The 23,987-nt window shown below is 72.6% G+C and carries 24 protein-coding genes; 21 read left to right on the plus strand and 3 right to left on the minus strand.

Going from position 1 to position 23,987, the window contains the following annotated elements:
* Positions 1 to 109: 109 nt before the first annotated feature.
* Together F9B16_RS00575 and F9B16_RS00580 are read right to left on the minus strand one after the other, a co-directional pair.
* Complete coding sequence (locus F9B16_RS00575) at positions 110 to 1,462, minus strand: FAD-binding oxidoreductase (protein ID WP_192808530.1); 1,353 nt, start codon at positions 1,460 to 1,462, stop codon at positions 110 to 112.
* Between the two features lie 59 nt (positions 1,463 to 1,521).
* The gene (locus F9B16_RS00580) at positions 1,522 to 2,433 is read right to left on the minus strand and encodes a PaaX family transcriptional regulator (protein WP_151537787.1); all 912 of its coding nucleotides are present in this window, start codon (positions 2,431 to 2,433) and stop codon (positions 1,522 to 1,524) included.
* Between the two features lie 152 nt (positions 2,434 to 2,585).
* On the opposite strand from F9B16_RS00580, the gene F9B16_RS00585 reads away from it, so the two are divergent.
* Genes F9B16_RS00585 through F9B16_RS00600 form a run of 4 tightly spaced genes read left to right on the plus strand, consistent with a single transcriptional unit; the run spans position 2,586 to position 7,350 of the window.
* A complete protein-coding gene (locus F9B16_RS00585; RefSeq protein WP_151537788.1) occupies positions 2,586 to 3,629 on the plus strand; it encodes a sugar ABC transporter substrate-binding protein in 1,044 nt (347 codons plus the stop codon).
* Position 3,630: 1 nt separating this feature from the next.
* Positions 3,631 to 5,169, plus strand: coding sequence for a sugar ABC transporter ATP-binding protein (locus F9B16_RS00590; RefSeq protein WP_151537789.1), 1,539 nt, complete (start codon positions 3,631 to 3,633; stop codon positions 5,167 to 5,169).
* On the plus strand, positions 5,156 to 6,163 hold the full coding sequence (locus F9B16_RS00595) for an ABC transporter permease (protein WP_151537790.1): 1,008 nt from the start codon (positions 5,156 to 5,158) through the stop codon (positions 6,161 to 6,163). The genes F9B16_RS00590 and F9B16_RS00595 overlap by 14 nt, the downstream gene beginning before the upstream one ends.
* Positions 6,160 to 7,350: an acyl-CoA dehydrogenase family protein gene (locus F9B16_RS00600; protein WP_192808531.1), complete on the plus strand. Its 1,191-nt coding sequence runs from the start codon at positions 6,160 to 6,162 to the stop codon at positions 7,348 to 7,350. Before F9B16_RS00595 ends, F9B16_RS00600 begins: the two co-directional genes overlap by 4 nt.
* A 91-nt stretch (positions 7,351 to 7,441) precedes the next feature.
* Here the strand turns inward: F9B16_RS00600 and F9B16_RS00605 are convergent, their stop codons facing one another.
* The gene (locus F9B16_RS00605; protein ID WP_151537792.1) at positions 7,442 to 8,044 is read right to left on the minus strand and encodes a flavin reductase family protein; all 603 of its coding nucleotides are present in this window, start codon (positions 8,042 to 8,044) and stop codon (positions 7,442 to 7,444) included.
* A 118-nt stretch (positions 8,045 to 8,162) separates the two neighbouring features.
* Here F9B16_RS00605 and F9B16_RS00610 point away from each other — a divergent pair, with 118 nt between their 5' ends.
* The 17 genes from F9B16_RS00610 (at position 8,163) to F9B16_RS00685 (ending at position 23,958) form a co-directional block, all read left to right on the plus strand.
* A complete protein-coding gene (locus F9B16_RS00610) occupies positions 8,163 to 8,993 on the plus strand; it encodes an alpha/beta fold hydrolase (protein ID WP_151537793.1) in 831 nt (276 codons plus the stop codon).
* Positions 8,990 to 9,808, plus strand: a complete 819-nt coding sequence (locus tag F9B16_RS00615) for an alpha/beta fold hydrolase (RefSeq protein WP_192808532.1) — start codon at positions 8,990 to 8,992, stop codon at positions 9,806 to 9,808. Before F9B16_RS00610 ends, F9B16_RS00615 begins: the two co-directional genes overlap by 4 nt.
* The gene (locus F9B16_RS00620) at positions 9,801 to 11,150 is read left to right on the plus strand and encodes an LLM class flavin-dependent oxidoreductase (RefSeq protein ID WP_151537795.1); all 1,350 of its coding nucleotides are present in this window, start codon (positions 9,801 to 9,803) and stop codon (positions 11,148 to 11,150) included. Before F9B16_RS00615 ends, F9B16_RS00620 begins: the two co-directional genes overlap by 8 nt.
* A complete protein-coding gene (locus F9B16_RS00625) occupies positions 11,147 to 12,274 on the plus strand; it encodes an LLM class flavin-dependent oxidoreductase (RefSeq protein WP_151537796.1) in 1,128 nt (375 codons plus the stop codon). The genes F9B16_RS00620 and F9B16_RS00625 overlap by 4 nt, the downstream gene beginning before the upstream one ends.
* 4 nt (positions 12,275 to 12,278) lie before the next feature.
* Complete coding sequence (locus tag F9B16_RS00630) at positions 12,279 to 13,199, plus strand: 2-hydroxyacid dehydrogenase (RefSeq protein WP_225991219.1); 921 nt, start codon at positions 12,279 to 12,281, stop codon at positions 13,197 to 13,199.
* Between the two features lie 13 nt (positions 13,200 to 13,212).
* The gene (locus tag F9B16_RS00635; RefSeq protein WP_151537797.1) at positions 13,213 to 14,160 is read left to right on the plus strand and encodes an LLM class flavin-dependent oxidoreductase; all 948 of its coding nucleotides are present in this window, start codon (positions 13,213 to 13,215) and stop codon (positions 14,158 to 14,160) included.
* The gene (locus F9B16_RS00640) at positions 14,157 to 14,618 is read left to right on the plus strand and encodes an ester cyclase (protein WP_151537798.1); all 462 of its coding nucleotides are present in this window, start codon (positions 14,157 to 14,159) and stop codon (positions 14,616 to 14,618) included. Before F9B16_RS00635 ends, F9B16_RS00640 begins: the two co-directional genes overlap by 4 nt.
* Before the next feature lie 5 nt (positions 14,619 to 14,623).
* Positions 14,624 to 14,791 carry a hypothetical protein gene (locus F9B16_RS50555; protein WP_192808533.1) on the plus strand — a complete coding sequence of 56 codons (168 nt, stop codon included), beginning with the start codon at positions 14,624 to 14,626 and terminating at the stop codon, positions 14,789 to 14,791.
* Positions 14,781 to 15,794 (plus strand): amidohydrolase family protein, encoded by a 1,014-nt coding sequence (locus F9B16_RS00645; RefSeq protein ID WP_151537799.1) that lies wholly within the window; start codon positions 14,781 to 14,783, stop codon positions 15,792 to 15,794. The genes F9B16_RS50555 and F9B16_RS00645 overlap by 11 nt, the downstream gene beginning before the upstream one ends.
* Complete coding sequence (locus F9B16_RS00650; RefSeq protein WP_151537800.1) at positions 15,781 to 16,056, plus strand: NifU family protein; 276 nt, start codon at positions 15,781 to 15,783, stop codon at positions 16,054 to 16,056. The genes F9B16_RS00645 and F9B16_RS00650 overlap by 14 nt, the downstream gene beginning before the upstream one ends.
* A complete protein-coding gene (locus F9B16_RS00655) occupies positions 16,053 to 16,865 on the plus strand; it encodes an IclR family transcriptional regulator (RefSeq protein ID WP_151537801.1) in 813 nt (270 codons plus the stop codon). Before F9B16_RS00650 ends, F9B16_RS00655 begins: the two co-directional genes overlap by 4 nt.
* Positions 16,866 to 16,962: 97 nt before the next feature.
* Positions 16,963 to 18,426: a multicopper oxidase family protein gene (locus tag F9B16_RS00660; protein WP_151537802.1), complete on the plus strand. Its 1,464-nt coding sequence runs from the start codon at positions 16,963 to 16,965 to the stop codon at positions 18,424 to 18,426.
* Positions 18,427 to 18,608: 182 nt separating this feature from the next.
* Positions 18,609 to 19,928: a cupredoxin domain-containing protein gene (locus F9B16_RS00665; RefSeq protein ID WP_151537803.1), complete on the plus strand. Its 1,320-nt coding sequence runs from the start codon at positions 18,609 to 18,611 to the stop codon at positions 19,926 to 19,928.
* A complete protein-coding gene (locus F9B16_RS00670; protein ID WP_151537804.1) occupies positions 19,925 to 21,520 on the plus strand; it encodes an MFS transporter in 1,596 nt (531 codons plus the stop codon). The genes F9B16_RS00665 and F9B16_RS00670 overlap by 4 nt, the downstream gene beginning before the upstream one ends.
* A 242-nt stretch (positions 21,521 to 21,762) precedes the next feature.
* Positions 21,763 to 22,950: a Rieske 2Fe-2S domain-containing protein gene (locus tag F9B16_RS00675; protein WP_225991220.1), complete on the plus strand. Its 1,188-nt coding sequence runs from the start codon at positions 21,763 to 21,765 to the stop codon at positions 22,948 to 22,950.
* Complete coding sequence (locus tag F9B16_RS53965; RefSeq protein ID WP_225991239.1) at positions 22,947 to 23,165, plus strand: DODA-type extradiol aromatic ring-opening family dioxygenase; 219 nt, start codon at positions 22,947 to 22,949, stop codon at positions 23,163 to 23,165. The genes F9B16_RS00675 and F9B16_RS53965 overlap by 4 nt, the downstream gene beginning before the upstream one ends.
* A gap of 10 nt (positions 23,166 to 23,175) precedes the next feature.
* On the plus strand, positions 23,176 to 23,958 hold the full coding sequence (locus F9B16_RS00685) for an alpha/beta fold hydrolase (protein WP_151537807.1): 783 nt from the start codon (positions 23,176 to 23,178) through the stop codon (positions 23,956 to 23,958).
* The last annotated feature ends 29 nt before the right edge of the window (positions 23,959 to 23,987 follow it).

Below are 23,987 nucleotides of genomic sequence, written 5' to 3' on the forward strand. Positions count from 1 at the left end.
TCCGGCGGCCGGGACCGCACGCGTGGTCCCGGCCGCTCCCGTCCCCGCCTCGGTCTTGAGGCAGCCGACGAGGTCGTCTGACACCGAGGGCAGATTCGGCTTTGAGTTCTTAAAGCGGGGCAAGCCATGGCGGTGAGGTGAACGCGTTGCCGGGGTCGTAGGTCTTCTTGATGCCGGCGAGGCGGGCGCGTGTCGCGGGGGAGTAGGCGGCGCGGGCGCGGGCGGGGTCCTCGTCGAGGCCGAGGTGGTTGATGTCGGGGCCGCCGGCGGACAGGTGGAGCACGCCGGCGAGTCCCTTTTCCGCCCAGGCGCGTTCTGCGGCGCCGTCGCCGTCCGGCCAGTTGGCGATGACCTCGGTCATGAAGGCGGCGTGGCGGTAGGAGAAGGGCGTGTCGGGGGCGTCGGGTGCGGAGATGGCGCCGCCGAGGGGACGGAAGAGGAATTCGCTGAGCGGTGAGGACGCCTCCTCGATCATCGCGGCGGCATGGTCGATGGCCGGGCCGTCCAGGCGGGTGAGCCATTCGGAGCGGACGTCCCAGTGCGTTCCGTCCGGGGCGGCGTCGTCGGTGGAGGTCTGGAAGGCGCAGAAGTCGGTCGGCGCGATGGTGTCCAGGAGGGGGCGGCCGATGCGGCGGAGAGCCTGGACGTGGGGGTCGTCGGCGCCGTCGGGGCCGGTGGAGAAGACGGGGACGAGGAAGACCGGGCGGCCCTGCACGTCGTCGGGAAGGGCGGGGATGGGGGGTGCGCAGGTGAGGACGGCCGCCCAGTTGAGATGCGAGGGAGCGTCCGCGGTGGCTTCGACGGCCTGCCAGAGGACATTGTGGGCGTCTTCGAGGCGGTGGACGAGCATGCCGGTGGCCGGGCGGACGACGGGGAACAGCCGCATGCGGAATTCGGTGACGACGCCGAGCCCGGTTCCGGCGCCGCGCAGCGCCCAGTAGAGGTCGGGGTCGGCGTGGGGGCCGACGTCGCGGACGGCGCCGTCGGCGGTGACGATGGTGGCGCCGGTGAGGTTGTCGCCGGCGAGCCCGTGGAGGCGGCCGAGCCAGCCGAGGCCGGTGCCGAGGGAGAAGCCGGCCACGCCGACCTTGGACACCGATCCGCCGGTGGTGGCCAGGCCGTGCCGCTGCAGGACGGGGTCGACCCGGCCCCAGCGGAGACCGGCGCCGAGGCGGGCGACGCGGCGTCCGGGGTCGACGGCGATGCCGGTCAGGTCGCGGACGTCGATCACGACGCCGCCGTCGGCGAGCGAGCGGCCGGCGAAGTTGTGCCCGCCCGCGCGGACGGTCAGCGGGAGGCCGTTGTCGTGCGCGTGACCGATGGCGAGGGCGACGTCATCGGTGCCGGCGCAGCGGGCGAGCAGGGCGGGACGGGTCTGGACGGCCTCGTTCCAGATGCGCCGGTGGTCGTCGTAGTCCGCGTCGCCGGGGGTGAGGAGCCGGCCCTTGAATCCCTTGATCACGCGGGCACGGTAGGTCGGCGGGCGCGCGGGCCGGGAGCCGGACGGTCCGCTGGACGAACTCAGCCGGCCGCGCAGACCTTGCGGACGTACTCGATCGCGCCGGGTTCCAGCCGGTTGCGCAGGTCGAAGAACAGCTCGGCGGCGCGGTGCCCGGCCCAGTCGGCGGGGAGCAGGTCCTTGGGCAGGCCCGGGTCGAGGTAGGGGAATTTCCGCCAGTGGTAGAGGGCCAGCGTGTAGTCGGCGAACGCCTGGGAGCCGGACGGGAGCCGGACGTCCTGCCAGCGGCGGGCGACCGGCTCGCACCATTCGGCGAACTCGGCGTACAGCGCGGTCAGCTCGGCCATGTCCCAGGCCTTCTCCACCAGTGCCGACAGTTCGGCGAACCCGGCGTACTGTGCGTCGAACATCAGCACGAACCGTTCGAACCCGAGCTGCTCGACGGTCTTCTCCAGCTCGTCCCGCATGCGGCGGGGCGCCATCCACAGGCCGTTGCCGAGGTTGCCGAAGCCGAGCCAGGACAGCTGCGAGCGCAGGACGTGCCGCTTGGAGCGTTCGTCCTCGGGGACCGACAGCGACACCAGGACCCAGCCGTCGCCGAGGTAGGCCGGGTGGCGGGGGCCGAAGATCCGCCGGTCGGTCTCCTCCAGCGCGGCGAGCGCCTGCTCGGTCAGCCGGAGCCCGCGCGCGCCCGCCCGGTTCTCCGATTCGAGCAGGCCCTTGCGGCGCATCCGCAGCAGCGCCGACCTGGTCGCGGTCTCGTCCACCCCGAGCTCGTTCATCAGCTGGACGATCTTCGCGATGGCGAACCATCCGCCGAGCGGCCGCATGTAGGCGCCGCAGACGTCCATGATCAGCATCTTGGGGCGGCCGGTTCCGGGTTCGCCGGCGGCGCCGCTGCGCGGGCTGCGGGCCATGGACGGCGTCGCGCCCGCCCAGTCTCCGTCGATGAGGTCGCTCTCGGGTCCTCGCATGCCCCCAGTGTGCACGGTCCGGGCGGTCGCGCGTGCGGGTCCGTCCAGCGAACCCTTTGTCTCGGAGGTCCGGGCCGCGAGGGCGTACAACCGTGATTCCAGTCGTCACCTATGTGACGACCGTCATGCGGTAAGACTGCCGGAGGTGGCATATGACCGTGCGTGCGCGCCGCACCGCGGCCGGTTTGGTGGCGGCCGGACTCCTGCTCGGCTCGGCCGCCTGCGGCGGCGGTGGCAAGAGCGGGGCCGCCGCGTCGGGAGGCGACGACGGGACGGGCTGCAACGCGGCCAAGGGCAAGACCATCGGGTTCAGCGAGCCGCTGCCCGACCCGAACTTCAAGGCCATCGAGGAGATCCTGTCCAAGGCCCTCGCCAAGTACGGAGCCAAGCTCAAGGCCGTCAACGCGAACCTGAACCCGGGCAAGCAGATCTCCGACCTCAACACGCTGATGCAGCAGCAGGTCGACGCGCTGATCGCCAACCCCGTCGACCCGAACGCGACGCAGGGGGTGTTCGCGCAGGCGCGGGCGAAGAAGATCCCGATCATCGTGCTGGACACCAAGGTCGGCGGGCCCTACTTCACCTCCGTCCACGACGACGTGGACTTCGCCGGCGCGGACGGTGCGAAGACGCTGAAGTCGCTCGTCGGCGGTGGCAAGGTCGCCGCGATGTTCGGCCCGGCCTACGCCGAGCTGCTGAACTGGGAGAAGGCCGGGTTCGAGGCCGGTGCGAAGCAGGCGGGGCTGACCGTGGTGGACCGCCAGGTCAACCAGAAGATCACGCCCGAGGACGCCAAGGCGATCGCCGAGTCGTGGCGGCAGAAGTACGGCAGGGACCTCAAGGGCATCTGGACGTTCAACGACGTCTCGGCGATCGGCGCCGCGTCCGCGCTGGGCGGCGGCTTCGCCCCGGCGATCGTGTCCATCAACGGGCAGCCGGACGCGGTGCCGCTGGTCGAGGCCGGCAGGATCACCGCGACCTACGGCGTCCCGTACGACAAGACCGGCCAGGCGCTGGCGTACGCGGCGCTGCGCGCGGTGTGCGGCGGCAGCGTGCCGAAGGAGATCTGGATCCCGACGGTGAAGCTCGACAAGAAGAACATCGACGACTGGCAGCCGATCGCGCAGCGGGTGGACAACCCGTTCTCCCTCGCCTTCGAGCAGCGCGACGGCAAGACCTACGTCAAGACGAGCTGACGTGGCGGACGCGAACACGGCGCCGCCGCTGAACACCGCGTCGCCGCTGAACACGGTGCCGCTGCTGAAGGTGTCCGGGGTCGGCAAGCGGTTCGGGTCCGTCGCCGCGCTGCGGCGGGCCGACCTGGTGGTGAACCGCGGCGAGGTGGTCTGCCTGGCGGGCGAGAACGGCTCGGGGAAGTCCACGCTGGCGCGGATCGTGGCCGGCGCGATGGCGCCGGACGAAGGCGTCGTCGAGCTGGACGGGCGTCAGGTGACGTTCGGCGGCCCGAAGGACGCGCTCGACGCGGGGCTGTGCCTCGTCTCGCAGGAGCCGACGCTGGTCCCGGGCCTTTCGGTCGCCGAGAACGTGCTGCTGCCCCGGCTGAACCGGGCGGCCAGGACCGTCCGGCGCACGGCCCTGGCCGCGCGGGCCGCGCCGTATCTGGAGCGTGCCGGGCTGGACGTCGACCCGCTGCGCCCGGCGGGGACGCTGCCGCCGGGGGAGCGGGAGCTGGTCGAGGTCGCCAAGGCCCTGGCCGCCGAACCGCGGCTGCTGATCCTGGACGAGGTGACGACCCGGCTGCCCGATCCGGAACGGCTGTTCGCCGTGGTGGACGGGCTCGCGGCCGAGGGCTGCGGCGTCATCATGATCACCCACCGGCTGCGGGAGATCCGGCGCGCCTGCGACCGGGCGACGGTGCTGCGCGACGGGAGCACCGTCGCCGGGCTGGGCCGCGACGAGCTCACCGACGAGCGGCTGTCATCGGCGATGGTCGGCCGCGACCTCGGCGAATACTTCCACAAGCGTCCGGTGACGCCCGGTGCGGTGCGGCTGAGCGTCGAGGGCCTGGTGACGGACCGGTCCCCGCACCCCATCTCTTTCGACGTGCGGGCCGGGGAGATCATCGGTGTCGCAGGACTGGTCGGTGCCGGGCGCAGCGAGCTGCTGGAGACGATCGCCGGGGCCCGCAGGCCGCGTGGCGGCACCGTCGTGGTCGACGGGAGCCCGGTGGAACGCGCCACCCCGCGCACCGCCCGCCGGGCCGGAGTCGCGCTGGTCCCCGAGGACCGGTTCGAGCAGGCGCTGGCGGCCGACCACACGATCCGCGACAACCTCGCCGTCCCGTGGCTGCGCGCCCTGCGCAGGACGGACCGCGCCCGCGACCGGGAACGCGCGAACCGCGCGGTCGCCGAGTACCGGGTCCGCTGCCCGGGAGTGGACGTCCCGGTCGGGACGCTGTCGGGCGGAAACGCGCAGAAGCTGGTGCTCGCCCGCGCCCTCGGCCACGCCCCGAAGGTGCTGCTGCTGGACGAGCCGACCCGCGGCGTGGACATCGGTGCCCGCGCCGACATCTACGAACTGGTCGGCGGGCTGGCGGAGGCCGGGGCCGCCGTCGTGCTCGCCTCGTCCGACCTGCTGGAACTGCTCGGGCTCGCCGACCGGATCATCGTGCTCGCCGAGGGCCGCCCGGCCGGCGCCCTCGGCCGGGACGAGGCGAGCGAAGAGGCCATCGCGCTGCTGGCGCTAGGGGGAGGGGACCGAGATGACGCTGCCTGACAAGACCCTGACCGCGGCGGCGCCGCGCGGCCCGGCCGCCGGCCGGGCCCGGGACGCCGTGCAGGCGACCTCGCAGTACCTCGGGGTGCTCGCCGTCCTGGTGCTGCTGATCGTGGGGCTGTCGGTGACGCAGCCGCAGTTCCTCACGGTCGACAACTTCATGAACATCGCCGAGACGAACGTGGTGCTGCTGCTGGTCGCCACCGGGATGACGTTCGTGCTGCTGACCGGGGGCATCGACCTGTCGGTCGGCGGCATGATGGGCTTCTCGGCGATCGTCTGCTGGAAGCTGCTGGACGTCCTTCCCGCCCCCGCCGCGCTGCTCGCCTCGGTCGCCGCCGCGCTGGTCGCCGGGCTGCTGACCAACGGCCTGCTCATCGGCAGGGCGGGACTGTCGTTCCTGGTCGTCACGATCGGGACCGGGACGCTGCTGCACGGGCTCGCGCAGATCTGGTCCGGCGGGCAGTCGCAGACGATCTTCAAGCACGCGTTCCTGGTGAAGCTCGGCTCGCAGCGCGTCGCCGGTGTCCCGATCACGGTGGTGATCGCTGCCGCGGTGTTCGCGCTGGCCGTCCTCGTGCTGCGCTACACCGGGTTCGGCCGCATGGTGTACGCGGTGGGCGGCAACCCCGAGGCCGCGCGGCTGGCGGGGATCAGCGTCGCCGGCGTCCGCGTCGCCGTTTACACGCTGTGCGCGGCGCTCGCGGGCCTCGCGGGCGTTGTCGGCGCGGCGCGCCTCACCTCCACCTCCCCGGACGCGGGCATCGGGATGGAACTGACGGCCGGCGCCGCCGTCCTGCTCGGCGGAACGTCCTTCATGGGCGGCCGGGGCTCCCTGCTCGGCACGCTGCTCGGCGTGCTGTTCCTCGGCGTCCTGCAGAACGGCGTGACCCTCGCCGGCGTCAGCCCGTTCTGGAGCAACGTCGTGAGCGGCGTCGTCCTCGTGGTGGCGATCGGCATCGACCGCCTGCGCAGCGGAAAGGCGATGCCGTGACCCGCCTGGCGCCCGAACGGCAGGCGCTCCGCGACGCGGTCGCCGCCTTCGCCCGCGACCGCCTCGCCCCCGCGCTTCCTCCCGATGACGGTGAGCTGTCCGCCGAGGCCAACCGTGACCTGCTGAAAGGCGCGGTGGAACTGGGACTTCCCGGCCTGCTCATCCCCGAGGAGCACGGAGGGGGAGGCGGGACGCAGCTCGACAACGCGATCGCCGCCGAGGAGCTCGGCGCGGTGGACGCGGGATTCGCCGCCGGCCTGAACCTCACCATGACCGTCCCCGGTCTGATCCTCGCGGCGGGCACGCCGGAGCAGAAGGAAAGGTGGCTGCCGTGCATAGTGGCTGGTGAGACCGTTCTCGCAGGGGCGATGAACGAGCCGTCGGTCGCCGGTTCCGAACTGTTCGACCCTCGGCCCGGCCCGGAGTCCGGCTACCGCACCCGCGCGGTCCGGGACGGCGACGACTACGTCATCAGCGGCGCCAAGGCGCAGTGGGTCACCAACGCGGGCATCGCCGACGCCTACATCGTCTTCGCCAGAACGGCCACGGACCGCCCCGGCGTCGAATCGACCAGCGCCTTCTGGATCCCCGCCGGCACCGCGGGCCTGTCCTGCGGGCCTCGTTCGCGGCTGCTCGGACTGCGCACCGGCTTCCACGCCGAGGTGTTCCTCGACGAGGTCCGGGTGCCCGCCTCTTTCCGGATCGGGCCGGAGGGCGAGGCGTTGCGACTGCTGATGAGCGCGACGCCGGGCATGGCGGTCGGTCTCGCCGCGACCTTCGTCGGCGTCGCCCGCGCCGCCGAGAAACTCGCCCGCGCCCATACCGCCGCTCGCCACAGCTGGGGCCGTCCGCTGCGCGAGCATCAGGCCGTGGCGCTCGACCTGGCGGAAATGGTGGTGACGGTGCGGACGGCCCGGCTGCTGGTCCATGAGGCCGCGACGGCGCTGGACCAGAAGGCCGATCCGAGCGAGCTCGCCGTCCTGGTCCCGGCGGCGAAGACCCGCGCCGTGGACGCGGCGATCCAATGCGCGCAGGCGGCGGTCCGGCTGCACGGAGCCACCGGGGTCACCACGGGCGCCGGTCCGGAGAGACTCCTCCGGGACGCCTGGACCGGCTACTCCTGCGATTTCACCCGCGAGATGCTGCACCTCGGCATCGCGGTCGCGCTTCCCGCCCTGGACCGCTGAGGACGGGCGGCCGGTCACCGCGCACGCTGACCGGTCGCCTTCTGGAGGTCGCGCCGATCCCCCCGGCGCGACCTCCAGATCTTCTCCGGTCTCAGGGCGCGGTGGCGTCGAGCCGGGCGGCCAGCACGTCGAAGAAGGGCGATTCAGCGTCCAGGCCGTGCGGTGCGGCGGCGCGTGCGCTCGGCGGCCGCTCGCCGCCGTTCTCCCTCTCCAAGCTGGTGAAGGCGCCGCGGAAGAAGACGAGCGGGTGGTCGCCGGATGCCGCGTCCAGGCCGGTCACGCGGGCCAGCACCAGTTCGTGGTCGCCGGCCTGCTGCATCGAGTGCGGGACGACGTCGAGCCAGGCGAGCGCGCCGTCCAGCAGCGGATGGCCGCCGGGCGACATCGACCAGGGGACGGCCGAGAAGCGGTCGGCGCCCTTGCTGGCGAAGGTCCGGCAGGCGTCCTGCTGCGCGGCGCCGAGCAGCGTGATGGCGAAGCCGTCCGCGCGCCGCAGCCGCGGCCAGGTCGAGGACGTGGCCGCCGCGCAGAACGCGATCAGCGGCGGGTCGAGGGAGACCGAGGTGAAGGAGTTCACCGCCAGGCCCTCCGGCTCGCCGTCCACCATCGCGGCCACCACGACCACCCCGGTCGGGTAGCAGCCGAGCACCCTGCGGACCATCGCCGCATCCAGTTGTTCAGTCACGATCGTCATGGAACCGCATGGTGCGGCTTCCGTGAATTTCCTGGTATCGCTCACCGGACCAGGGCTTCCCCGTCACCCACAGTTTGGTTATCTTCATTACGACCGTCACGTGAACGAAGGGGATTAGGTGAGCGGGATCAGGTCTCGGACGCTCGAGGTGGACGGCGTGCGCACCCACCTGCTGGAGGCGGGCGAGGGGCGGCCGGTGGTGCTGCTGCACGGCGGGGCCTGGGGCGAGTGCGCCCGGACCGCCTGGCCGGCGGCCCTCCCCGAACTGGCGGCGGCCGGGCACCGGGTGATCGCTCCCGACTGGCTCGGCTTCGGCGGCACCGCGAAGATCGTCGACTTCGCGGACCGCGCCGGGCGGATGCTCGCCCACCTGGCGCGGCTGCTGGACGTCCTCGGCGTCGGCGAGGCCGACGTGGTGGGACTGTCGATGGGCGGCTCCCACCTGCTGCGCGACCAGACGTCCGAGACCCCGCTGCTGAACGTGCGCCGGATGGTGCTCGTCAGCGCGGGCGGCCCGCCCGTCGGCGGGGCGGCGCGCGAGGCGCTGATGGCCTTCGACGGGACGGTCGAGTCGATGCGCGACCAGATCCGGCTGGCCTTCGCCGACCCGGCGTGGGCGCGGGACGAGGAGATGGTCGCCGCGCGCATGGAGGCGGCGCTGGCGCCCGGCTCCTACGAGGCGTTCGCCTCGCTGGGCCTGCGCGCGCCCGGTGCCGTCCCGCCGCCGCTCGGCGACCCGTTCGACTACGCGCGGGTGCGGGTGCCGACGCTCGTGACGGCGGGGGACCGCGACCGGCTCAAGCCGGCCGGGTTCGCCGAGGACGTCGCGCGCGCCATCCCGGACGCGCGGCTGGAGATCTTCCCCGGCTGCGGCCACTGCCCGCAGCTGGAGGCGGCCACCGCCTGGAACACGGCGGTCCTGGCCTTTCTGGACAAGGAGACACTGTGAGCGACGTTCTGGACGCCGGGGTGCACTGGCACACCGAGCCCGACCGCATCGAGGTGGACGGCGCGGACATCGCCTACCGCCGGGACGGTTCGGGCGAGCCCGTGCTGTTCTTCCACGGCCACTGGCTGACCCGCTGCTGGAGCCCGCTGCACGCCGCGATCGCCGAGCGCGCCGACCTGATCGCGCCCGAGGCCCCCGGCTTCGGTGACACGCCCTGCCCGCCCTGGGTCACCGGACGGGACGACGTCGTCCTGCTGTACCGGGGCCTGCTGGACGCGCTCGGCCTCGACAGCGTGCACGTCGCCGGATACGGGCTCGGTGGGTGGCTCGCGGCCGATTTCGCGGTGTTCAACCCGCACCGGGTCCGGAGCCTGTCGCTGCTCGCGCCGTACGGGTTGCGCGTTCCGGGCCGTCCGATCGCGGACGTGTTCATCATGAACCCGGCCGACTACGACGACATGTACTTCAACGGCGACCCGGTCGAGGGCGCCGTGCCCGGGCCGGGGACGCCGGCGCAGGGCGGCGCCGAGGGCTTCGCGGCCCGCTACGGCGACATGGGGGCGGCGGCCCGGCTGATCTGGGACTTCCGCTACGACCTGAAGCTGGAGCACCGGCTGCCCCGGCTCGGCCTGCCCGCACTGGTCGTCGCCGGTGAGGACGACCGGATCGTGCCAGCCGAGCATCCGGCCCGCTGGGGCGAACTGCTCGGCACCGGCGTGCAGAACGTCCCCGGCGGTCACGCCTTCCCGATCCAGCGGCCGGACGAGACGGCCGCGCTCATCACCACGTTCGTCTCGGGGGTCTCCCATGGCTAACCGCCTGCAGTTCCACGTCTTCCACCTGATGCCCTACCCGTTCATCCCGCCGGGCGAGGACCTGGAGTCGACGTGGGTGACGCTGCCGAACACCTACTTCGAGCCGCAGGTCGCGCACCGGCTCTACACCGACAACCTTGAGCAGCTCATCGCCTGCGAACGGCTCGGGTTCGACGGCATCATCGTCAATGAGCACCACCAGAACGCGTTCGGCACCATCAACGCCCCGAACGTGTGGGCCGCCTACCTCGCCGCCCGCACCAGCCGGATCCGGATCGGCGTGATCGGCAACGCGCTGCCGCTGCACCAGAACCCGCTGCGGGTCGCCGAGGAGATCGCGATGCTCGACATCGTGTCCGGCGGCCGGATCATCTCCGGGCACGTGCGCGGGATGGGCGCGGAGTACCACTCCTCGGGCATGAACCCGACGACGTCCAAGGCCCGGTTCTGGGAGGCGCACGACCTCATCGTCAAGGCGTGGACGGAGCCGGGGCCGTTCGCCTGGCAGGGCGAGCACTACGACATCGAGCACGTCAACCCGTGGCCGCGCCCGCTGCAGGACCCGCACCCGCCGGTGTGGATGCCCGGGACCGGCTCCACCGACACCATCGACGAGGTCGCCAAGCGGCGGTTCTCCTACATGCAGACGACCACGTCGAACTGGGTGACCAAGAAGTCGTTCGCGCTGTTCCGGGAGATCTGCCGCGACAAGTACGGGTACGAGCCCGACCCGGCGCAGCTCGGACGCGTCATCCCCACCTACGTAGCCGAGACCGACGAGCAGGCGCGCCGCGAGTTCATGCCGCACGTGATGTGGTTCTTCCGCACCGGTCTGAAGATCCCCATGCACCACCTCATGCCGCCCGGCTACAACACCGCCGACTCGATCCTCCGCACGATCAAGGGACGGCAGGCCGCCGGCGTCAAGGACTTCTGGGAGATGTCCTACGACGAGCTGATCGACCAGGGGTACATCGTCGTCGGCTCCCCGCAGACCGTCATCGAGAAGTACGAGCAGATGATCGAGGAGTACGGGCTCGGGATGGCGATCAGCGCGGGCGGCCCGCTCGGGTCGATGCCGCACTGGATGGTGATGAAGAACCTCCAGATCATGGCCGAGGAGGTCGTCCCGCACTTCCGCGAGCCCGACGGCAGGCCCGACCATCTGCGCGCGGCGCGTCCGGCGCCGGAGACCAACGCGGAGATGGCGGCGCTGCACGGGGCGCCGAAGCTGCCGCCGGTCGTCCGGCTCGCCGACGGCCGCGACCTGCCGACGCCGGTCGGGCACATCCCCGAGGTCGCCGCCGGCGCCGACACCAGCCCGCCCGCGAGGCGGCCGTGAGCGCCGGCGCCGTCACCGACCGGTCGGCGGGCCCGCTGCTCGGCAGCCCCAACCGGCTGAAGCTCGCGGTGTTCTCGGCGAACATGGCGGGCGGCGCGAACCTCACCTACGCGCCCGAGGCGCCGCGCGCGACCTGGCCGGAGAGCGTCGGGATCGCGCGGGCCGCGGAGGCCGCCGGTTTCGAGGCGCTGATCCCGGTCGCGCGCTGGCGCGGCATGGCGGACCCGGCGCGCCGCGACGCGCACCGCTCGTTCGAGTCGTTCAGCTGGGCGGCGGGGATCGCGGCGGTCACCGAGCGGATCCAGGTCTTCGCCACGTTCCACATCCCGGTCGTGCATCCGGTGAGCGCCGCCAAGCAGATCGCCACCGTCGACCACATCGCGGGCGGACGGTTCGCGGTGAACGTGGTCGCCGGGTGGAACGAGGACGAGTTCCGCATGTTCGGGCTGGAGCAGCGCGAGCACGACGACCGGTACGCGGTCGCGGACGAGTGGATGAGCTTCCTCGGCCGGATCTGGGCGGCGGAGGACGAGTTCGACTTCGACGGCCGCTTCTTCAAGGCCCGCGGCGTGCTGTCGGAGCCGAAGCCCGTGCAGCGCGCCCGTCCGGTGGTGATGAACGCCGGGTTCAGCCCGGCGGGCCGGGATTTCGCGGCCAAGCACGCCGACCTGACGTTCGCGATGGTCCCCGACGCGGCCGCCGCCGCCCGGATCGTCCCCGGCTTGAAAGCGGACGTTCAACGGCGCCACGACCGCAAGCTGATGGTGTTCGCCGGAGCCCACGTCGTGTGCGCCGCCACCGAGGACGCCGCGCGCCGCGAATACGAGCGCATGGTCGACGAGGTGGGCGACAAAGACGCCGCCGCCAACGCCATCCGGCTGCTCATCCCCAACTCGGGCAGCGCCGACTTCGACGCCGAAGGGATGGCCGCGTCCGCGATCGCCGGGTTCTTCGCGTTGCCGCTGGTCGGGACCCCCGACTCGGTCGTCGCGCAGATGACCGAACTCGCCGACGCGGGACTCGACGGGCTGGCGCTGTCGTGGCTGGATTACCAGGCCGGGATCGATCAGTACGCCCGGGAACTGCGTCCCCGGCTCGTCGAGGCCGGGCTGAGGGAGGGGTGAGCGCGTGATCGCTCTGGTTCCGGCCGATGCGCGGGTCGAGGCGATGGGGCCGCTGCCGGACGGCGTGGAGTTGGCGGTGTTCGGCGACGGAGTCCCCGAGGGCGTCGAGTTCTGCGTCCTGGACCCGCCGGCGCGCGACCGCTTCGCGGAGATCCTGCCCCGGCTGACCGCGCTGAAGGTCGTGCAGACCCTCAGCGCGGGCATCGACCGCGTCCCGAAGCTGCCGGACGGGGTGACGCTGTGCAACGCCGGCGGCGTGCACGACGGTCCCGTCGCCGAATGGATCGTCGCGGCGATCCTCGCCATGAACAAGGACCTGCCGCGCTATGCCGAGCGGCAGCGCGCCGGAGAATGGGACACCTCCGGGAACACCGCGTTCTCCGGCGCCGAAGGTGCGCGGGACCTGTCGGAGCAGCACGTCCTCATCGTCGGCCACGGCTCGATCGGGCAGGCGTTGCAGTCGCGGCTGGCGCCGTTCGGGACGCGGGTCACCGGGATCGCACGCCGTCCGCGCGACGGTGTCCACGGCCCCGAGGACCTTCCCGGCCTGCTGCCGGACGCCGACGTCGTCGTCCTGCTCGCGCCCGCGACCGACGAGACCCGGGGCATGGTGGACGCGGCGTTCCTCGCGCGGATGCGGCCGGGCGCGCTGCTGGTCAACGCCGCGCGCGGCACCCTCGTCCGGACCCCGGCTCTGCTGGACGCGCTGCGCGAGGGCAGGGTACGCGCCGCGCTCGACACCACCGACCCCGAGCCGCTCCCGCCCGGCCACCCGCTGTTCTCCGCACCGGGCGTGCTGGTGACGCCGCACGTCGCGGGGTCGTCCGCGCACTGGCGCGACCGCGCCTACCGGCTCGCCGGCGACCAGCTGCGCCGCTACGCGGCCGGGGAGCCGCTCGTCAACGTCCGCCGCCACGGTTACTGATCAGGAGCACGCAATGCCGCACGAAGCGGAGACCAACCGGATCGGCGTCCTGCTGCCCAACGGGGTGCCGGGCTGCACCGGGGACACCCTGCGCACCTGGATCCGGGAGATCGAGGACGGGCCGTTCTCCTCGCTCGGCGTCGCCGACCGCTACGTCTACGTCAACCACGAGATCATGATGACGATGGCGGCGGCGGCCGCGCTGACCGGCCGCGTCCGGCTGATGTCGGCGGCGTTCCTCGGCCCGCTGCGGCCGACGCCGCTGTTCGCCAAGCAGGTCGCCACGCTCGCCGCGCTGGCACCGGGGCGGCTCTCGCTCGGCGTCGCGATCGGCAACCGCGTCAACGACTACGCCGCCGCCGGCGTCCAGTGGGAGCGGCGCGGCCGGATCATGGACGAGCAGCTGCGCGCCCTGGCGGAGATCCGCGACCTCAAGGGCGAGGACAACACCGTCGGGCCCGAGCTCGGCGACATCGAGCTGCTGATCGGCGGTGCGTCCGACCCGGCGCTGCGCCGGCTGGTCGAGCACGGCGACGGCCTGGTCAGCGGCGGCCTCAAGCCGGAGGTGTTCGCCTTCGAGGCGTTCGCCGCCGTCAAGGCGTGGGAGGCGGCGGGCAGGCCCGGCCGGCCGCGCCTGGTGGCGAGCACGTGGTACGCCTCCAGTGAGAAGCCCGGCGACCTCGCCGAGGCCCGCCTGGACTCCTACCTGAAGAACGGCGGCCCGCCCGGGCACGTCATCTCCGGCATCGCCCGGGGCCGCGACGGCGTCGAGGCCGCGTTCCGCGCCTACCGCGCGCAGGGCGCCGACGAGGTGCTGTTCTTCCCGCTGCTGGACGACCCCGCCGAGCTCGACTGGCTCGCCCGCGTCGCCGGCGACCTGCCGTTCGTCGAGCGAGGCGAGCCGACCCCGGACTTCTCCCTCTTCGAGCGCGGTCCCAGCATGAAGGGACGGCACGCATGACGGCGGTCGCGCTTCCCGGCGCCGATCACCCCCTGCCGGACGCGGACCTGCGCGCCCGGCGGGAGGCGGTCGTCATCGAGCACCTCACCACCGAGATGGCCGGCGACCTGGACGCCTGCCTGGCGACGATGCCGGACGGCGCGCACTACCGGATCATGCCACTGCGGCGCGCCCACGCGGGCGACGACGAGGTCCGGGACCTGCTGACCGATCTGCTGACCGCCTTCCCCGATCTGCGGCTGATCCCGAAGCTCGTCCACCACGCCGCGAACGCGGTCATCATCGAAGGCCGGACGCGCGGCACCCAGCACGCCGACTGGGCCGGCATCCCGTCCAAGGGGCGGGTGATGGACATCGAGGGCGTCATCGTGTTCCGGTTCCGCGGCGCCACGATGATCAACGAGACGGTCTACTACGACCACGCGGCCGTCGCCGAGCAGCTCGGCGCGGGGGAGTGAGCGCGATGCGGGCGTTCGCGCCGGCCGACGGGCTGCTCGGCCGGCTGCCGGCGGGGGAACCGACCCTGCGGACCGATCGCTACGCCCTCGCCGCGGCACCCGTCGCCTGGGAGGCGCTCGCCGCGGGCCGGGCGGACGGCCGCGTCGTCCTGGAGGTGGCGGATGATCGATGACGTCTTCGTCTTCGACCTCGTCGTGCACCTGCACGACATGAGCGAGGCGAACCTGCTGGACGGGGCGCCTTGGTCGCGGCACGTCCGCGACATGTCGCTCGGGCTGGGCGAGGCGCTGCGGCCGCTGCACGGCGACCGCGAGGAGTTCGACCGCCGGCTCTCCGCCGAGACGATGGGCCGGATGGTCTTCGGCGACCCGCCCGGCACCGAGCCCACCGACGTCGCGATGGCGCAGGTCGTGCCCGTCTTCGACTGGTACGACGACTGGTGGGCGCCCGTCGGCCTCCAAGCGGGGTTCGCCCGCGCCTACCCCGGCCGGGCCCTGTTCTGCGGCGGCGTCGACCCGGGCTTCCGCGGCGTGGACGCGGCCCTGGAGCACCTCGAATGGCAGGTCGCGGAGCTGGGCGCGGTGTCGCTGAAGTTCTACAACGGGCACGTCGACCGGAGCTGGCGATGCGACGACGAGAAGCTCGCCTACCCGATCTACGAACGCGCCCGCGACCTCGGCATCCGCGTCCTGCAGTTCCACAAGGGCAACCCGTTCGGCACCGAGAACCTCGAGCAGCTGCACCCCGGCGACCTGCAGCGCGCGGCCCGCGACTTTCCGGACCTCACCTTCGTCATCCACCACCTGGCGATGCCGTACTTCGACGAGTGCGTCAACATCGCCGCGCGCTTCCCGAACATCCACCTCGCCCTGTCGGCGACCGTCAACTTCACGCCCGTCCGGCCCCGGCTGATCCAGCGGCAGGTCGGCGAGCTGCTCGCCACCGTCGGCGCCGACCGCCTGCTGTGGGGGTCGGAGGCCGCGCTCGCCGGCCCGCCGCGCCCCTACCTGGAGGCGTTCATGGCCCTGGAGATCCCCGACGACCTGCGGGAAGGGTACGGCTACCCGCAGATCACCAAGGACGACAAGCGCAAGATCCTGGGCCTGAACGCGGCCCGGCTGTTCGGCGTCGAGGTCCCCGGCACCAGTGCGGGAATCCCCGATGAACGTCCCTGACGCGGTCCGGGCCCTGTCGCGCACGCTGCGCGGGCACGGCGGCGGACTCGAACTCGTCTCGGACGGCGACGTGCCCGCCGTCCGCTACACCGGGATGTGCGCCGGCTGCCCCGGCCGTCCCGCCTGCCATGAGGGGCTCGTCGCGCCCGTGCTGCTCGCGCTGCCGGGCGTGCGCGGCGTCGACGCCCCCGGCACCCGCGTCGACCCCGTCGCACGCGCCAGGCTCCAGCGGTTCACCGGAGGCGAGGGAGGGCCACGATGATCAACGCCGCCGCCGCGCTCACCCCCATCGTCCATGACGACACCGTCCAGGGGGAGACCGACACCGTCCTGTCGAAGGTCCGCCTCATCCTGGAGGCGTTCCGGCCCGACGACGAGGGGCTGTCACTCGCCGAGCTCGTCCGCCGGACGGGGCTGCGCAAGGCGACCGTGTACCGGCTCAGCCAGGAACTCGTCGCCTGGGGGGCGCTGGAGCGGGCCGGCGTCGGCTACCGGGTCGGCCTGCGGCTGTTCGAGCTCGGACTGCTCGCGCCGCGCCAGCGGATCCTGCGCGCCATCGCGCTGCCCTTCCTGGAGGAACTGGCCCAGAGCACACAGGAGACGGTGCACTGCGCGGTCCGCGACGGCGGTGACGTTCTCTACATCGAGAAGCTCGGCGGGCACCGAAGCGTCACCCGCCCGTCGCGCACCGGCGGCCGCATGCCGCTGCACTGCACGGCCACCGGCAAGGTCCTGCTGGCCCATGCGCCCTCCCGCGTCGTGGACGACCTGCTCGCCCGGCCGCTGCGCCGCCTGACCGGCCACACCGTGACCGCGCCGAGGCTGCTGAGGACGGAGCTCGAGCGCATCCGCGGCGCCGGGTACGCGGTGGAGAGCGAGGAGGCGCGCGTCGGCTTCCTGTCGGTCGCCGCACCCGTCCGCGCGGCGCGCGGACGGGTGGCCGGGGCCATCTCGGTGGCCGCGCCGACGTCCCGGAGCCGGCTCGCCAGGCTCGTCCCCGCCGTTCTCACGACGGCCGGGCGCATCTCCGAGGCCTTCATCGAGTACGAACTGGACCAGGAGAGCAGGTGACCGGCGGGCGGGTCCGTCCACCGAACCTCCCGGCTCCACACGCGGGCGGCCGGCCCGCACACTCCGGGCATCGGTCCCCGCCCACCCGGAGGTCGCCATGGCAGACCGCCCCGCCCTCACCCGCCGCCGCCTGCTGCAGAGCGGCGCCGCGATCGCCCTCACCGGCGCCGCCGGCCTCGCCGCGCGCGGGCTGACGGCGCCGTCCGCGCTGGCCGCCGACACCTTCCAGGCGCTCGAACCGTCGCCCGGGAGCGTCGACATCGGCGGCCGGACGGTCTCGACATGGCGGTTCGCCGACGCGATCCCCGGCCCGGCGATCCGCGCGAACGCCGGCGGGTCCATCTGGGCGCGGCTGGTCAACGGCCTCCCCGACCCGACGACCGTGCACTGGCACGGCATCCGGATCGCCAACGCGATGGACGGCGCCCCCATCACCCAGACGCCGACGCCGTCCGGCGGCTCCTTCGACTACCGCTTCACCGCCCCAGACCCCGGCACGTACTTCTACCACTCGCACTACGGCATGCAGCTCGACCGCGGCGTCTACGGGCCGCTCATCATCGACGACCCGAACGAGCCGCTCTCCTACGACGCGGAGTTCGTCGTCGTCCTGGACGACTGGATCGACGGCACCGGCACCACGCCCGACGCCGTACTGGCCAAGCTGCACGCCGGAACCCTCGACTCCCCGCCGATGTACAGCAACGCGCTCGGCGGCCTCGCCGGGAACGTGTCCTACCCTTACCACCTGATCAACGGGAGGACGCCCGCGAGCCCGGTCGCCTTCACCGCCTCGCCGGGGCAGCGCGTGCGGATCCGGCTGATCAACGCGGGCGGCGACACCGCCTACCGGGTCGCGCTCGGCGGGCACCGGCTCACCGTCACCCACACCGACGGCTTCCCCGTCCAGCACGTCACCGTCGACACCCTGCTGATGGGCATGGGGGAGCGGTACGACGTGCTCGTCACGCTGGGCTCAGGCGTCTTCCCGCTCGTCGCGTCCGCCGAAGGGAAGGGCGCCCGCGCGTTCGCCCTCGTCCGGACGGCGCCCGGGACCGCGCCGCCCTCCTCGGTGACCGTCCCCGAACTGGACGGGAACCTGCTGACGCTCGCGCAGCTGCACGCTGATCCGGCGGTGCACCTGCCGTCCCGGCCGATCGACCAGACCGTGCGGATGTACCTCGGCATGGGGCCGCTCGGCATGACGTGGTCGATCAGCACCTCGCCGGGCGGCACCCCGGCCGGATCGCCGCGCGTGCAGGTCGCCCAAGGGCAGCGCGTGCGGCTCGCGTTCACCAACGCCACCCAGATCTGGCATCCGGTCCACCTGCACGGCCACACCTACCAGGTCGGCGGCGCGGGCGCCGGGCCGCGCAAGGACACCGTGATCGTCCGGCCGAACGAGACGATCAACGTGGACCTCGACGCGGACAACCCCGGCGAGTGGATGCTGCACTGCCACAACCTGTACCACTCCGAGCTCGGCATGATGGCGACGCTCGGATACGGCCCCGCGCCAGCAGTAGTGCCGACTCAATCGCACACCCATCTCGGGCTATGAGGAAGGACAGCGCGCACCACCTGAGCGGTATCGGCAAGGTTCGCTGGCCAGAACACCGGGCTCACCCTCCCGTCGAAAAGCGCCGCACTATTGCGGCGCCGGAGTGCCGCATCGCTGACGGCGCTCCGGATTCGGGGATGTCCTGCTCCGTTTCTCGACGTGAAGGATGGTGAGTTCGGCCGATGACCGCCGAATCCCCAACGCCGCTGGTCTATCTCGGACTGCCGGCGGAAATGACGCGGGCCGGGACGAAAGCCGCCGCCGCGGGCCCGGACGTCTACCGGACGGGCGGTGGACTCGTCGCCGGCGCCCTGGCGCCCGAGCCCGCCGAGCCGCGGTGGCGCCGGGTCGCTCCGGCCGCCGGCGCGCCCGCGGACGCGGTGCCGGCCGAGGACGGCCTCGCCGTCGCCATACGGATGGGACCCGTCATGGTCCCTCTCGACTCGCATGCCGCCATCGCCTATGGCGTCCGCGCCGGCCTGCTCGAACTCGTCCCCGAGGACGGGCCCGGCCCGGTCCGGATCGCGCTGCGCGGCCCCGAGGCCCTCGGCGTCGGATGCACCATCGCACCCGAACGGGACGAAGAGGAACCGGACGACGCGCAACGCGTGCTGTACGGCTGGTACCTCGGGATGCCGCTGGTCCACATGGTCTCCGTCCCCGGCTACTACGGCGGCAAGGCGCCGGACGAGCCGGACCCGGCGCTGCCGGCGATGCACTGCTACCTGACCGGGACGGTCGACGAGGCCGCGCCGTCCTCGCCGGTACGGGAGGTCCCGACCCCCGACGGCAGGCGCACGCTCTGCTCGCACCAGAACACCACCGACAAGCACCCCGGCGCGCAGCCGCACAACAACTTCGGCTTCTTCGTCGTCCGCGGCCCGAAGGGCACCGAGGACAACGTGCGGGTCAGGCCCGCGCCGCCGGACTCGATCCCCGCCGAGCCGCTCGCGTACGAGATGCGCCTCAACGGGCGCTGGACGGGCCTGAACAACCACCTCGTCATCGAGCACGGCGTCGCCACCGGCCTCCTCGCCCTCGAACCGCTGGAGTACGGCGGTCAGATGTGGACCTCGTTCCCCGGCCGGACGCAGCTCGCGATCGACTGCGAGCCGACGGGGATCGTGGAGATCGACGCCGGCCGGCGGCTGACCCAGGGCACGCTCGACATCAAGAAGGCCGACATGGAGCTGATGGGCCACCGGCGCAACAGCCCGGTCGCGCCGGGCGCCCGGCGGATCGAGGTGTCCTGCGCCGGCCTGGAGTTCCTTCCCTCCCGCATCCACGTCCGCGCCGGTGAGGACGTGGCCATCGCCCTCACCGCCACCGACGTCATGCACAACCTGGAGATCGAGGAGCTCGGCTTCTACGTGCAGGCGGACGCAGGGGAGACCGCGCTCGGCGGCCTGCGCGCCGACGAGCCCGGCACGTACCCCTTCCACTGCTCGCTGATGGCGCACCGCGCCGCGGGCATGACCGGGACCCTGGTGGTCGGGCCATGAGCGCGCCCGCACCCGTCCCGGCCGCCCTGCCGTCGCGCGGGCAGACCCTCGTCATCTTCGGCGGCCTGCTGCTGGCCCTGCTGATCGTCGGGCTGGACCAGACCACGGTCGCCGTCGCCGCACCGACCATGATGCAGAAGCTCGGCGGTCTCGGCGACCTGCCGTGGGTCTTCAGCGCCAACCTGCTCGCCGCGGCCGCGGCGGCACCGCTGTTCGGCAAGCTCAGCGACCTGTTCGGACGGCGCGCCCTTTTCATCGCCGCGCTCGCGGTGTTCGTCGCGGGCTCGGCCGCCTGCGGGCTGGCGCAGAACAGCGGGCAGCTCATCGCGTTCCGCGCCGTCCAGGGCGCCGGGTCCGGCGGCATCACCGCGATGGTGGTCGTGGTGATCGGCGCGATCGTCGGCCCCCGGACCCGCGCCGCCTACCAGGGCTATGTCGGCGCCGAGCTCGCCGTCGCGCAGGTCATCGGGCCATGGCTCGGCGGCTACCTGACCGATCACGCCACCTGGCGCTGGATCTTCCTGCTGAACGTGCCGATCGGTCTCATCGCGCTCCTCGTCGCCTGGCTGACGCTGAAGGCGCCGCCGGCCGGCGCCCGCCCGGTGATCGACTGGTCCGGCGCGGCGCTCCTGGTCGCCGGGATCGGCTGCCTGCTGCTGGCCCTGTCCTGGGGCGGGACCAAGTACCACTGGTCGTCGGGGCAGGTCATCGGCCTGCTGGCCGCCGCGGCCGTCCTGCTGGCCGCGTTCGCGTTCGCCGAGCGGCGCGCGGTCGAGCCGATCGTCCCGCTCGGCTTCTTCCGCAACCGGGTGACCGGGGTCGCGCTGCTGCTGATGCTGCTGGTCGGGATGAGCATCTTCAGCCTGACCTTCTACATGCCGGCGATGCTGCAGATCGTCACCGGCGTCAGCGCCACCGACTCGGGCTTCTTGGTGCTGCCGCTGCAGCTCGGCGTCGTCGCCACCTCCATCGTGTCGGGGCACATCGTGGCGGCCGGCGGGCGGTACCGGCCCTGGCCGATCGCGGGCACCGCCGTCGCCGCGATCGGGGTCTGCCTGCTGTCCCGGATCACACCGGGCACCAGCGAGGTCACCGCCATGCTGTTCATGGTGATCGTCGGTCTCGGGCTCGGCTGCCTGGTGCAGCTCATGGTGGTGGTCGTGCAGAACGCCGTCCCGCAGCGTGAGCTGGGCAGCGTCACCGCCTCCGCGGGCCTGTTCCGGATCGTCGGCGGCGCGATCGGCTCGGGGGTGTTCGGCGCGATCCTGAACGCGCGCCTGCCGGACGCCGTGACCGCGCACGTCCCGCGCGGCGCACTGCCACCCGGGATGCCGGTCGGGTTCCTCACGCAGAACCCGTCCCAGGTCAAGAAGTTGCCTCCACCGGTGCGCACCGGTCTGGCGGCGGCGTTCGCCGACGTCTTCCACGTCATCTTCCTGTCGGCGCTGCCGCTCGCCGTCCTGGCGTTCGTCGCCGCGCTGCTCCTCAAGCAGATCCCGATGCGCGGCCACGACCCCGCCGCGGACGGCCCCGGTCCGCAAGGCCCCGCCCCGGCCGAGGACGAGACCGCCCAGGCCGGAACCGACGCCTGAGATGCACGTCCCCTGGCCGGCCACCCGGCCAGGGGACGTCGCGGCCGACTCGGCCCCACCCGTTCAGATCGCTTGCCAGCCCAGCGAGGAGTGCTGTGACGAGCGCGAACGTAGCGCGCATGAATGCTCCTTCGGGGGTGGGGCGCGTGTCCGCGCGTGCCGGCTGGCACCCAGCGGTGGCGGGTTCGTTGGGCGGACCCTGTTCCTTGGGCCCACCAGGTGTTCCGCACCAACATCGAGGCGTGACAGGAGCCGATTCACAGACGCAGCGGGGAGCGCGCGGACGCCGGGACTGGTCCACGTGGCCGCACTACGACGCGGCGGCGGCGGGATTCCGCGGCTACTGGTACCCCGTCGCCTGGTCGAACCAGGTGACCGGGAAGCCGACGGGCGTCACGCTGTGCGGAGACAAGATCGCGCTGGTCCGGGACCAGGGGACCGCATACGCGTTGCATGACCGATGCCCGCACCGCGGCGTACCGCTCTCCCTGGGACGCCGCGAGTTCCCCGGGACGCTGAGCTGCCCGTACCACGGGTGGACGTACGACTTGACGGACGGCGAGCTCGTCGCGGCGATCACGGACGGCCCGCAGTCGCCGATCTGCGGCAAGGCCCGCGTCGCGACGTACCCGGTGGCCGAGCGGCTCGGAATGGTGTGGGTCTATGTGCCCATCGCCGGCGAGGACCCGCACCCGATCGACGAGCAGTTGCCCGAGGAACTGGCCGAGAACCCGTTCGTCATGGGCGGCCGGATGGACGACCGGGCCGGCAACTGGCGCTTCGCCTGCGAGAACGGCTACGACGAAGGACACGCCAAGTACCTGCATCGCACGTCGCTGTGGCGGCTGTTCAAGGCGATGCCGACGTGGAACGTGACACGCATCGTTCCGGAAGGCCGCTGGATCTACCGCAAGCAGGAAGAGCAGTTCTGGGAGGCGGACTTCCCCGGGCTCGGACGCTGGTCGAACAAGCGCTGGTGGAAGCTCGACCCGCCCGCGGCGAAGGCGGGGAGCAGGCCGTCCAACATCGGCAACACCGGGGCGGCGGCCAAGGTCGATCCGGTCATTGCCGCGCAGAACTTCCCCGGCTTCGCTTCGGTGTCGATGCCCGGCGTGCTGCGCATCGCCTATCCCAAGTTCATCCATTACGAGTTCTACGTCCCGGTGGACGCGGACCGGCATCTGTACGTCGGCGTGATGGTCAATTTCCTGCGCGGCCCGGCGACGCTGAAGTTCTACGCCAAGTACCTGGGCTGGATCCGCTGGCTGTTCCACGGCCAGTTCTCCGGCCAGGACGCGTGGATGGTCGACGTGACCGACGCGCCTCCCGAGCAGCTGTACCGGCCCGACGTCTCGCTGACGTCCTGGCGGGGCCTGGCCGAGAAGGAGTTCAAGGCGAAGCTCGCCGCGATCCGGAAGGAGGACGGCTGAGATGCGACGCGCTCTGGTGGTGGCCGCCGCAGCCGACCACGGCGCGGTGCGCCGCTCTTGGCGAGGCGCTGCGCGCGGCCGTGCAGGACTTTCCGGACGACCGCCGCGTCGCGGTCATCGGCTCGGGCGGGCCGTCGCACCGGCTACCGAGTGTGGTCACTGGCCGCAGCATGAGCGCGCCGACCTGTACAACCCGCTCTCGCTGGAATTCCTGAAGGCCGCGTCATGATCCGCCTCGGCTATGCCGACACGCCGCTCGGGCAGGTGCATTACGCCGAAGCGGGGAGCGGGCCGCCGCTGGTCCTGCTGCACCAGACCCCGCGGTCGTGGGACGAGTTCCGCGAGGCGATCCCGCTGCTCGCCGACGGCCGGCGCGTCATCGCGCCGGACACGCCCGGCTTCGGGGCGTCCGCGCGGATTCCCGAGCACTCGATCGAGACCTACGCCGCCGGAATCCTCGGCCTTCTCGACGCGCTCGGCGTGGACGGATTCGACCTGGCCGGCCATCACACCGGCGGGGTCGTCGCGGCCGAGATCGCCGCGCGGGCCCCGGAGCGGGTGCGCAGGCTCGTCCTGTCGTCGACCCCGTACATCGACGAAGCGGCGCGGAAACGCCGCGCGTCCCGCCCGGCGATCGACGCGGTGGACGAGCGGCCCGACGGTGCGCACCTCACCGAACTGTGGCGGCGCCGCGCCGCGTTCTATCCCGAAGGCCGCCCTGACCTGCTCACCCGCTTCGTCCGGGACGCACTGCAGGTCTGGCCGGACGTCGAGCACGGGCACGCCGCGGTGAGCGCGTACCGGATGGAAGAACGGGTCGGGCTCACCGCGTGCCCGGTGCTGTGCATCGGCGCCTCCGCGGACCCCTACGCCTTTCCCGAACTCGGACCGCTCACCGAACGCATCCCGCACGCCGAGACCGCCGTCATCGAGGGCGGAGGCGTCCCCCTGGAATTCCAGGCCGAGGAATTCGCCCGCCTTACCGCGGCATTCCTCGCCCGGACGTGAAAGGAGCGACGAAAATGCCCACTTAATCA

It is taken from the genome of Actinomadura montaniterrae, assembly GCF_008923365.1.
Taxonomy (GTDB): Bacteria; Actinomycetota; Actinomycetes; order Streptosporangiales; family Streptosporangiaceae; genus Spirillospora; species Spirillospora montaniterrae.

Coding starts and splice junctions, on each gene's coding strand:
- F9B16_RS00580 (WP_151537787.1), bottom strand. CDS start 2,433: ATGCGAGGACCCGAGAGCGACCTCATCGACGGAGACTGGGCGGGCGCG.
- F9B16_RS00660 (WP_151537802.1), top strand. CDS start 16,963: ATGGCAGACCGCCCCGCCCTCACCCGCCGCCGCCTGCTGCAGAGCGGC.
- F9B16_RS00605 (WP_151537792.1), bottom strand. CDS start 8,044: ATGACGATCGTGACTGAACAACTGGATGCGGCGATGGTCCGCAGGGTG.
- F9B16_RS00635 (WP_151537797.1), top strand. CDS start 13,213: ATGCCGCACGAAGCGGAGACCAACCGGATCGGCGTCCTGCTGCCCAAC.
- F9B16_RS00620 (WP_151537795.1), top strand. CDS start 9,801: ATGGCTAACCGCCTGCAGTTCCACGTCTTCCACCTGATGCCCTACCCG.
- F9B16_RS00665 (WP_151537803.1), top strand. CDS start 18,609: ATGACCGCCGAATCCCCAACGCCGCTGGTCTATCTCGGACTGCCGGCG.
- F9B16_RS00595 (WP_151537790.1), top strand. CDS start 5,156: ATGACGCTGCCTGACAAGACCCTGACCGCGGCGGCGCCGCGCGGCCCG.
- F9B16_RS00645 (WP_151537799.1), top strand. CDS start 14,781: ATGATCGATGACGTCTTCGTCTTCGACCTCGTCGTGCACCTGCACGAC.
- F9B16_RS00640 (WP_151537798.1), top strand. CDS start 14,157: ATGACGGCGGTCGCGCTTCCCGGCGCCGATCACCCCCTGCCGGACGCG.
- F9B16_RS50555 (WP_192808533.1), top strand. CDS start 14,624: ATGCGGGCGTTCGCGCCGGCCGACGGGCTGCTCGGCCGGCTGCCGGCG.
- F9B16_RS00655 (WP_151537801.1), top strand. CDS start 16,053: ATGATCAACGCCGCCGCCGCGCTCACCCCCATCGTCCATGACGACACC.
- F9B16_RS00650 (WP_151537800.1), top strand. CDS start 15,781: ATGAACGTCCCTGACGCGGTCCGGGCCCTGTCGCGCACGCTGCGCGGG.
- F9B16_RS00670 (WP_151537804.1), top strand. CDS start 19,925: ATGAGCGCGCCCGCACCCGTCCCGGCCGCCCTGCCGTCGCGCGGGCAG.
- F9B16_RS00685 (WP_151537807.1), top strand. CDS start 23,176: ATGATCCGCCTCGGCTATGCCGACACGCCGCTCGGGCAGGTGCATTAC.
- F9B16_RS00585 (WP_151537788.1), top strand. CDS start 2,586: ATGACCGTGCGTGCGCGCCGCACCGCGGCCGGTTTGGTGGCGGCCGGA.